This window comes from Roseateles sp. (assembly GCF_019237615.1).
In the GTDB taxonomy this organism is placed as follows: domain Bacteria; phylum Pseudomonadota; class Gammaproteobacteria; order Burkholderiales; family Burkholderiaceae_C; genus Pelomonas.
On record NZ_JAFAGT010000013.1, the window covers coordinates 57,428 to 65,127 of the forward strand.

Consider the following 7,700-nt stretch of genomic DNA (forward strand, 5'->3'; position numbering starts at 1 on the left):
TCGACGGAGAAGCGGGAATAGCCAAATGCTGATAATTCTCATTGCCGTGCGCCAATCGCTTGCCTCAATCGTCGCGATGGGCGTTTACGCTTGGCCTGGCCATGACGCCACAGAACACGCCACTGCCGCCGGCCAGCCTGCTCGCGCGCCTCGCCCATGAGCGCGGCGCCTTTGCCGATGCCTACACGCTGGCGTTCCCGCGGGCCGTGACGCTGGCCGAGTTCGTCGAGGCCTTCTATACGACGCGGCTCTTCAAGCTGGAGCGCGCGCTGCTCGGGCTGTTCGGCAGGCCCTCAAGTGATGCGATGGCGCGGGCCGTGGCGTGCGGCGAGGGCCGGCGGCTGGCGGTCTGGACCGTCGAGGCCCGCGAGGGCGACGAGTTGCTGATGCACGAGGACAGCGGCGCCACGCGCTCCTGGTTCCGGGTCGAGTCCGGTGCCGGCGGCGGCACGACGCTGTGGTTCGGCTCCGCTGTCGTGCCGCGTCGGCATGCGGCCGATGGCGAGCCACGCTTCGGCGGTGTCTTCCACGCGCTGCTCGGCTTTCACCGCTGGTATTCGCGGGCGCTGCTGGCCGCGGCCGCGCGGCGCCTGTGCCTCTAGGACTTCGTGCCCTTGCCGGTGACCTTGTCGGTCACCGGCCGCTGCGTCGCCAGGTCCTCGATCCACGCCTCGCAGGCCTCGGGGGCGATGCGGCCGGCCACGCGATAGGCCTTGCCCGCCTCGGGTGTGAAGGCCACCTCGCCCTGCACGCGGCAGGTCGGGTGGGTCATGGCGAGGATGGGTGCGGCGTACTGCGTCAGGGCCTGTAGCTGCACGCGGGCCGGCCGCAGCGGCAACTCGTTCGTCAGCACCACGGGCGACACGGCGAGGCCGCGGCCCTGGTTGGCACTCACCGTGGCCCGGCTGGTGCTGGACAGGCGGCGCCCGTCCACCTGCGTCATCTCGAAGACGTGCAGCAACTGGCCGCTGACCTGCCGGGCCTGATCGGCCACGTTGACGGTGGGGCCGCTGTAGTCCGGCGGCGTAGCGGCCTCGAAGCTCGCGCAGCCGGCGAGGGCCAGGGCAGCGGCCAGGAACGGGGCCCTCATCGTGCCACCGCCGCGCGCATCGAACGCGCCACATAGGCCAGGGCCACGGCCGCCAGCGCGAAGCCGACCACGATGCCCGGCAACACCTGGCTCCAGTGCAGCGCCTCGCCCTTGAGCACGGCCAGCATCAGCGTGTTCTGCGCCAGGCCGGGCACCCACAGATACCAGGGGGCGTCGCCGCCCGGATTGAGCAGGCTGACCATGGGCATCAGGCTGACGGCGGTGACGACCAGCGTGCTGCCGGCCTGCGCCTCCTTGAAGGTCTTGGAGCGTATGGCCAGCGCCATCAATAGGGCCGACAGGCCGGCTGCCAGCGGGATCTGCAACAGCCAGAAGGCCAGCACCTCGCCGGGCCCGAACTGGAACATGGCCTGCAGGCTGTCGCTCCTCAGCAGCCATTGCGCGGGCACGAAGCTCAGCGAGGACAGCAGCGCCACGGCCATGCCCAGCAGCGCGACGGCGCCCCATTTGCCGGCCACGATGGCGCCGTGCGGTGCGGGGTTCATCAGCAGCGGTTCCAGCGAGCCGCGCTCGCGTTCGCCGGCGGTGCTGTCCAGCGCCGCGGTCAGCGCGCCGTAGAGCACGGCCATGATGATGAACATCGGGATGATGTTGCTCAGCCGCGAGGCGCGGGCCTGCACGCTGGCGAGGTCGCGCTCCTCGATGTCCACGGGCTCCAGCAGCTGCGTGGACACGCCGCGCATGGCCAGGTTCAACGTCGAGCGCTCGCGGTTGAAGCCGTTCAGCAGCCGGACGATGGACCCGGTGCCGGCGGCCGCGCGCTGGTTGGCGCTGTCGCTGACGATCTCCACCGTGGGCGCCTCGCCGGTCAGCAGCTTGGCCTCGAAGTCCTTGGGTACGACCAGCACCGGCTCCAGCAGCCTCGTCGCGCGCAGGCGGGCCTCATAGTCGGCGGGGGCGGGCTTGACCGTGTAGGTCTGGCGCTCGATGAAGTTCGCCAGGGTCGGCGCATGCTCCATGCCCGCGGCCATCAGCTCGCGCCGGTCGGCGCGCTCCTCCATCGACGCGATCAGGCCCGACAGCGCCGTCAGCAGCAGCGGCCCCATCAGCAGCGCGGGGACCAGCAGGCGCAGCAGCGTACGGCGGTCGCGCAGGGCGTCGGAGAGCTCCTTCGCGAAAACGATCAGAGCCTGTTTCATGCGGCCACCTCCTCAGGGAATGCGAGTTTCACGAAGGCGTCCTCGAAGCGGGATTCGCCGGCCTGTTCCAGCAGGCCTGGCACGCTGCCATGCGCCACGCTGCGGCCGTGGGACACGACGACGACCTCGTCGCAGAGCTGCTCCACCTCCTGCATGATGTGAGTGGAAAAGACGATGCACTTGCCGCCACCTGCCGGGCTGCGCAGCCAGCGCAGCGCCTCGCGCAGTGCGCGGGTGGCCAGCACGTCCAGGCCGTTGGTGGGCTCGTCCAGCACGATGTTGGCTGGGTCGTGCACCAGCGCGCGGGCCAGCGCCGTCTTCATGCGCTCGCCCTGGCTGAATCCGTCGGCGCGGCGGTCCAGGATGGCCCGCATCTCCAGCAGCCGGGCCAGCTCCTCGGCGCGCGCGTTGGCGGCGTCGGGCGTCATGCCCTGCAGCCGGCCGTAGTAGACGATGTTTTCGCGGGCGGACAGGCGCGGGTACAGGCCGTGTGCGTCGCCCAGGATGCCCATGCGGGCCAGCGCCTTCAGCGGGGCGTCCGTCACGACCAGACCGTCGACCGCGATATGGCCGGCGTCCGGCGGGAACAGCCCGCCCAGCATGCGCAGCGTGGTGGTCTTGCCGGCGCCGTTGGCGCCCAGCAGGCCGGTGATGCGGCCGTTCTCGGCGCGCAGGCTCACGCCCTGCACCGCATGGACAACGCGCTTGGTGCCGCGCTTGAACAGGCCGCCGCCCGTCTGGGCCGTGAACTGCTTGTGAACGTCCTGGATGTCGATCATTTGGCCGTCCCTCCCTGGACGGGCTGGAAGGCCGGGGGGCGCGGGATGCGGGTTGCGCAGGCGCCGTCCTGGGGCAGGGCAGTGGCGTCGGTCTTGGCGTCGATGAAGCGGAACATCAGGTCGCGCACGCAGGCCACGGCCATGACGCCGTGGCCCGCCTCGGGCACGACCAGATGCTGCACGCGCTCCGGATGGCCGGCGCCCAGCGCCCGGGCGACATGCTCGCCATGGCGTGGCGGCGTGACCGGGTCGGCGCCGCCGCTCATGACGAGGACGGGGCTGGGCGCGGGCGGGATCTTGTAGAAGTCCGCCGGCACGGTGCCGCGCGGCCAGGTCTTGCAGACGCTGCGGTACATCTCTGCGTCCAGGGCCTGGAAGTCGGCGCCCGGCGCGTCCTTGGCATCGGCGAGACGGGGCATGTCCTCTGCGCAGACGACGGAGAAATGCATGCCCGTCGCGAGCCGCACGGCCGGGTTGCTGCCGAAGGCCGTGCTCAGCCCGAACAGGCCGGCGAAGTTGCCGTCCGCCGCGGCCGCGTGGATGGCGGCGGGCAGCGCGGCGGCGAGGGCCGGCTGGTAGAGGGGCGCGCGCACGGCGCGCAGCAGCAGTTCGCGGGTCACCGTGAAGCGCTCGGACACGCCCGTCAGCGGCTGGGCCACGCTCACCTCGCGCGGCAGCGAGGCCAGCAGCTTCTGCCAGTCGGCACGCAGCTGGGGCCTGGTCTTGGCGTTGGCGGCGATGAGCTGGTCCAGCGCGGCCTGGGTGTCGGTGGAGAAGCTGGCCGGCAGCACCATGTCCGGTGGCGCCACGCCGTCGATGATGCTGCGCCGCACCTGGGCCGGGAACTGGCGCAGGTACTCCAGCGCGGCGCGCGTGCCGTAGCTGCCGCCGACGAGATTCCACTGCGGCACGCCCAGGGCCTTGCGCACGGCCTCCATGTCCTGCATGGCGAGGGTGGTCGTGAAGAAGCGCAGGTCGCCGTAGGGGAGCTTCTCCAGCGCCGCGCGGCAGGCATCCAGGCGGCGCAGCTGGGCGGCGGTGTCGAACTGTTCGGTGAGGGGCAGCTGCTCGTCGTCGGGGCAGTCCAGCGGCGCGGACTTGCCGGTGCCGCGCTGGTCGATGAAGACCAGGTCGCGCCGGTTGTTCAGCCGCGACAGCCGCGACAGCATGCGCGGCGCGATCTTGATCGCGCTCTGGCCGGGGCCGCCGGCCAGCATCAGCACGGCGTCGGGCTGCTTGTTGCGCGCTATCGCCGGCACGACGAGGTAGTGGATGTCGACCTGGGCGCCGTCCGGGCGGTCCGGGTCCAGCGGGCGCTGCAGGCTGCCGCATTGCAGCTCGTTGGGGATGCCGTCGACGCGGCAGGGCTTGAGCGGCGAGGCCTGTGCGGCGTTGCCTAGGCCCAGCAGCAGGGCCGGAAGAAGGAGGAGGCGCTGCCAGGGTTCGCGCATGCCGGGTCCGGGTGGTTGAGATGGCCCGCAGTATGGCGTCCGGCCCTGGGCGCGGCCGCGGCCCGCAGGATGAATGGCGGGGCAGGCGACATGAATGGCAGCGGGATCCGTTCGGGGGCAGCGAAGACCTGTCCCGTGCAGGGATTTGGCACCGTCGCTTAGCCTCGCGGCCCCGTCATTCGAACCCATCCTGGAGTTGCCCTTGAAGCTCTACTACAGCCCCGTCGCCTGTTCGCTGTCGCCGCACATCGTGCTGAAGGAGGCAGGCCTTCCCTTCGAGGCCGTGCTGGCCAGCACCAAGACCCACAAGCTCGCGGACGGCACCGACTACTACTCGATCAACCCCAAGGGCTATGTGCCGCTGCTCGAGCTCGACAGCGGCGAGCGGCTCACCGAGGGGCCGGTCATCGTGCAGTACATCGCCGACCAGGTGCCCGAGCGCGGCCTGATGCCGCCGGCCGGCACGCTGGCCCGCTACCGCGTGCAGGAATGGCTGAACTTCATCACCAGCGAGCTGCACAAGGGCTTCTCGCCGCTGTTCAACCCGGCCATGCCGGAGGAGGCCAAGGCACTGCTGCGTGCCAAGCTGGTGGAGCGCTTCACCTGGGTGGACGGCCAGCTCGCCGGCAAGCCCTATCTGACCGGCGAGGCCTTCTGCGTGGCCGATGCCTACCTGTTCACGGTGACCAACTGGAGCCAGTTCGTCGGCGTGGACATCGCCGGCCTCGCCAACCTGGGCGCCTTCATGGAACGCATGCGCCAGCGCCCCGCCGTGCAGGCGGCGATGCAGGCCGAGGGCCTGATCAAGTAAGCAGGGCGCGGCAGGCCGAGCGGGCCTTGGCGTCCGCCGCGTCCAGCCTGCCGCAGACGCCGTCGAGCTGTGCCTTGAGCCGGCCGACGGCAGCGGCCTGCGCGGGCGTCCTGCCCCAGGTCGCCAGCAGGCCCGTCACCTTCTTCAGCGAGCGCTCGCTGCGCTCGTAGAAGGCGCCGGGGTCCTTGGCGGCCTCGGCGAACAGCTGCGACGCGGCCTTCTCGATGCGGGCCGTGTCCTGCGGTGCCAGCTCCACCAGCGCGCCGAAGTAGTTGGAGCCCCATTGCAGCCGCGTGGCCGGGCCCTCGCTCTTGTCGAAGGCCTCCTCGTACCAGCGCAGCGCATCCTCGGTCTTGCCCTGCTTCCTCGCGTTGCCGCCCAGCTGGCTCATCAGGTAGTAGGGCGAGTGGCTGCGCGCCAGGGCCGACTTCAACAGCTCGTCGCTGTCCTTCCACAGCCCGGCGCGACCCAGCAGATGGGCGGCCTCGGTGACGACGGCCTGGCGCTCGTAGCCGTCGGTGATCTCGCGGTTGGCGCGGCCGGCCTGCTCGCGGGCCTCGGCCAGCAGCGCGGCGGGTAGGCCTCGGGGCTGCGGGTCGTCCTTGGCCGAGTCCAGGCGGGCCAGGTCGATGCGGCCCTGCAGCGCGTTCAGGCGGTCGGCGCGCGACAACGTGGCATCCTCGTTGAGGCGCTTCAGCGCGGCGTCGAATTCGGCGACCAGCGCATTGCGCGCCGCGCCTGGCTGGGGCGCGAAGGCCTTGACGAGCTCGGGCGCCTCGTTGGTCAGCACGTCCATCTGGGCGTGGGACTGCGCGGCGTCGGCCAGCACGGCACGCAGGCGCGGCAACTGGGCGGCATCGGCAGTCTTGCCGTCGGCCAGTGCGCCTACGGACTTCAGCCACAGCCGCGTCGCCGTCTCGGTATCGGCGCCTTCGCTGGCCTTGGCCAGCCGGGCCAGCGTCGCGGCGCGCTCGGCTGCGGGCAGCAGTTGCTGCTCGTCGGTTTCCCAGCCGTAGAAGCCCAGCAGCCGCCACTCGTTGGCGGAGAGCTTCCTGCCGGCCCTGGCGTCGGCCAGCACGGCCTTCACCGGCCGGCCGCTGGACAGGCCCAGCTGCAGCACCTTCATGACCTGGACCGCGTCCGCCTCGCCGGGCAGGCGGGTGATCTCGCTGCCGTTCGGGCTGAAGAGGATCAGCGTCGGGTAGCCACGCACCTTGAAGCGGGCGCCCAGCTTCTGCGCGCCGGGCGCGTCGCCATCGATGCCCACCGCGACGAAGGCCTTGCTCTGCTCGATGAAGTCCGCGCGGTTGAACAGCGTGGCCTTGAGCTGGTTGCAGGGCGGGCACCACTTGGCGCCCCAGTACAGCAGCAGGGGCTTCTTCTCGGCCCGGGCCTGGGCGAAATGGCGGTCGATGTCGGCATCGGCGGCGGCGGCCTGCCAGCTCACACCGGGGCCGGGGCTGGCATGCGCCACGGGGGCGATGGACAGCAGCAGGGCGGCCGCGACGGCGGCGAACAGGGGAGAGGGCTTCATCGTGTGAAGGTGAACGGGCGCTCGTGGCGAAGCCCCGATTCTGCGTCGCCCGCGCCACCGCAGAATCCGCGCATGCCGAATAAGCTCAGCCGGCGTCTGCATGAGGTGCTCCAGGCGCTGCGATCGCAGGCCCGCCCCGACCAGCTCGACGCCCTGGCCCGCTTCGGCCAGGCAGGCGACGGCCGCCTGGGCCTGGCCGTGCCGACGCTGCGCACCCTGGCCCGCGAACTCGGGCGCGACCATGAGCTGGCGCTGGCGCTGTGGGACAGCGGCATCCCCGACGCGCAGATCCTGGCCGGCATGGTTGCCGAGCCGGTGCGGCTGACGGCCGGGCAGATGGACCACTGGGTCGCCGGCATGCAGGCCTGGGACGTCTGCGACCAGGCCTGCACCAATGCCTTCGTGAAGAGCCCGCTGGCCTGGGAAGCCATCCCGCGCTGGGCGGCCCGCGGCCCCGAGTTCGAAAAGCGCGCCGGCTTCGCGCTGCTGGCCGTCGCCGCGGTGCACCAGAAGACGCGACCGGACGTCGATTTCCTGGCCCGCCTGCCACTCATCGAGGCCGCCGCGGGCGACGACCGCAACTTCGTCAGCAAGGCCGTCAACTGGGCGTTGCGCCAGATTGGCAAGCGCAGCGCCGGCCTGCGTGAGCCGGCACTCACTGTGGCAGAGCGGCTGTGCCTGCGCGAGGAGAAGTCGGCGCGCTGGATAGGCCATGACGCGCGGCGTGAACTGAGAGCCTGAGAGTTTTTCTCCACCGCCCTTTGCTGGCACGAAACTGGCATGTGCTGAGGCATGAGTGATGCCAGGCACCAAGGTGATGCGTCGGCCGGTCTGTTCGAGGACCTGGCGGCGGTGGACGAACAGCAGCTCAGGGC

The 7,700-nt window shown here is 71.2% G+C and carries 8 protein-coding genes; 3 read left to right on the forward strand and 5 right to left on the reverse strand.

Annotated features, from left to right (window positions below; translation table 11 throughout):
- The first annotated feature begins 101 nt into the window (after positions 1-101).
- Positions 102-602, forward strand: coding sequence for a hypothetical protein (locus JOY88_RS02825; protein WP_293500218.1), 501 nt, complete (start codon positions 102-104; stop codon positions 600-602).
- On the opposite strand, the gene JOY88_RS02830 is transcribed toward JOY88_RS02825, so the two are convergent.
- The 4 genes from JOY88_RS02830 to JOY88_RS02845 are packed head-to-tail and all read right to left on the reverse strand — an operon-like array spanning position 599 to position 4,480.
- Positions 599-1,090: a hypothetical protein gene (locus JOY88_RS02830; RefSeq protein ID WP_293500220.1), complete on the reverse strand. Its 492-nt coding sequence runs from the start codon at positions 1,088-1,090 to the stop codon at positions 599-601. The two genes, JOY88_RS02825 and JOY88_RS02830, sit on opposite strands and share 4 nt — an antisense overlap.
- Positions 1,087-2,250: an ABC transporter permease gene (locus tag JOY88_RS02835; protein WP_293500222.1), complete on the reverse strand. Its 1,164-nt coding sequence runs from the start codon at positions 2,248-2,250 to the stop codon at positions 1,087-1,089. The genes JOY88_RS02830 and JOY88_RS02835 overlap by 4 nt, the downstream gene beginning before the upstream one ends.
- Positions 2,247-3,029, reverse strand: coding sequence for an ABC transporter ATP-binding protein (locus tag JOY88_RS02840; protein WP_293500224.1), 783 nt, complete (start codon positions 3,027-3,029; stop codon positions 2,247-2,249). Before JOY88_RS02840 ends, JOY88_RS02835 begins: the two co-directional genes overlap by 4 nt.
- On the reverse strand, positions 3,026-4,480 hold the full coding sequence (locus JOY88_RS02845; protein ID WP_293500226.1) for an alpha/beta fold hydrolase: 1,455 nt from the start codon (positions 4,478-4,480) through the stop codon (positions 3,026-3,028). The genes JOY88_RS02840 and JOY88_RS02845 overlap by 4 nt, the downstream gene beginning before the upstream one ends.
- A gap of 202 nt (positions 4,481-4,682) precedes the next feature.
- Here JOY88_RS02845 and gstA point away from each other — a divergent pair, with 202 nt between their 5' ends.
- Complete coding sequence (gene gstA, locus JOY88_RS02850) at positions 4,683-5,291, forward strand: glutathione transferase GstA (protein WP_293500228.1); 609 nt, start codon at positions 4,683-4,685, stop codon at positions 5,289-5,291.
- Here the strand turns inward: gstA and JOY88_RS02855 are convergent.
- Positions 5,284-6,825 (reverse strand): thioredoxin family protein, encoded by a 1,542-nt coding sequence (locus JOY88_RS02855; protein WP_293500230.1) that lies wholly within the window; start codon positions 6,823-6,825, stop codon positions 5,284-5,286. The two genes, gstA and JOY88_RS02855, sit on opposite strands and share 8 nt — an antisense overlap.
- 72 nt (positions 6,826-6,897) lie before the next feature.
- Here JOY88_RS02855 and JOY88_RS02860 point away from each other — a divergent pair, with 72 nt between their 5' ends.
- The gene (locus tag JOY88_RS02860) at positions 6,898-7,566 is read left to right on the forward strand and encodes a DNA alkylation repair protein (RefSeq protein WP_293500232.1); all 669 of its coding nucleotides are present in this window, start codon (positions 6,898-6,900) and stop codon (positions 7,564-7,566) included.
- Positions 7,567-7,700 lie beyond the last annotated feature (134 nt).